The sequence below is a fragment of the Hydrogenophaga sp. FW305-3-2-15-A-LB1 genome, assembly GCF_058787875.1.
On the sequence record NZ_JBYTAE010000182.1, the window covers coordinates 1 to 1,239 of the forward strand.

A 1,239-nucleotide genomic window follows, 5' to 3' on the forward strand; every position below is an offset into this window, starting at 1 on the left:
TGGGCTGCTGCCGGTTTCACAGACACCTTGTTAAGGTGGAAGATGAAACCGGAGGTGGTTCATGGAGAGAAGAAGGACATTCAGCCGAGAGTTCAAGCTCGAGGCGGTCAAACTGGTCACCGAGCGTGGTGTGGCTGTGGCCCAGGCGGCCAAGGACCTGGACGTACACGAGAACGTGTTGCGCAAATGGGTTCGTGAGCTGCGTGATGAGCCGCAGGAGGCGTTCCCTGGCAATGGCAAGCAGAGGGCCCAGGATGCCGAGATAGCCCGGCTGCGCAAGGAAGTGGCCAAGCTCAAGATGGAGCGCGACATCCTGAAAAAAGCCGCGGCCTACTTCGCGAAGGAGTCGATGTGAAGTTCGGCTTCGTGGCGAAACACCGAGGGGCCTGGCCGGTCAATCTGATGTGCGAGGCGCTCGGTGTCTCGCGAGGTGGCTTCTACGCGTGGCTCACGCGGCCCAGGAGCCGACGCAGCCTTAGCGACGAGGCGCTGAGCACCCAGGTACGCCAGAGCTTCGTGCGCAGTGACCGCACCTACGGCGCACGCCGCGTGTGGCACGACGTGCTGGAGCAAGGCCAAGCTTGTGGGCTGCACCGCATCGAGCGGCTCATGCGCGAGCAGGCGCTGCGTGCCCGGCCCCGTCGTCGTGGGCTACCCAAGGACCGGGGGGAGCGCAGCGCGGTGGCTGACAACGTGCTGGACCGTCAGTTCCAGGCTGATGGGCCAAACCAGAAGTGGGTGGCCGACTTCACCTACATCTGGACGGCCGAGGGGTGGCTGTACGTGGCGGCGGTGCTGGACCTGTACTCGCGGCGCATCGTGGGCTGGTCGATGCAGGAGAGCATGACCTCGCAGCTCGTGGTGGACGCGCTGATGATGGCCGTGTGGCGCCGGGGCAAACCTGTGGCGCTGCTGCACCACTCGGACCAAGGCAGCCAGTACACCAGCGAGCACTTCCAGAAGCTGCTGAACGAACAGGGCATCACTTGCAGCATGAGCAGGGCCGGTGAGGTCTGGGACAACTCGGCTATGGAGAGCTTCTTCAGCTCGCTCAAGACCGAGCGCACGGCCAGGAAGGTGTACCGAACGCGAGGGCAGGCCCGTTCAGACGTGTTCGACTACATCGAACGCTTCTACAACCCGACACGCCGGCATTCGACGCTCGGGTATCTCAGTCCCGTACAGTTCGAGAAAGCTCAAGAAGCTTAGGTCGGTGTCAACGGAACCGGCAGCAGCCCA

Annotated in this window: 1 protein-coding gene; it reads left to right on the forward strand. The window is 63.4% G+C overall.

Annotated features, from left to right (window positions below):
• Positions 1 to 61 precede the first annotated feature (61 nt).
• A protein-coding gene (locus AC3WPZ_RS27950) for an IS3 family transposase (protein WP_291112865.1) occupies positions 62 to 1,209 on the forward strand; the annotation gives its coding sequence in 2 pieces (ribosomal slippage) (positions 62 to 323 and positions 323 to 1,209; 1,149 coding nt in all).
• Positions 1,210 to 1,239 lie beyond the last annotated feature (30 nt).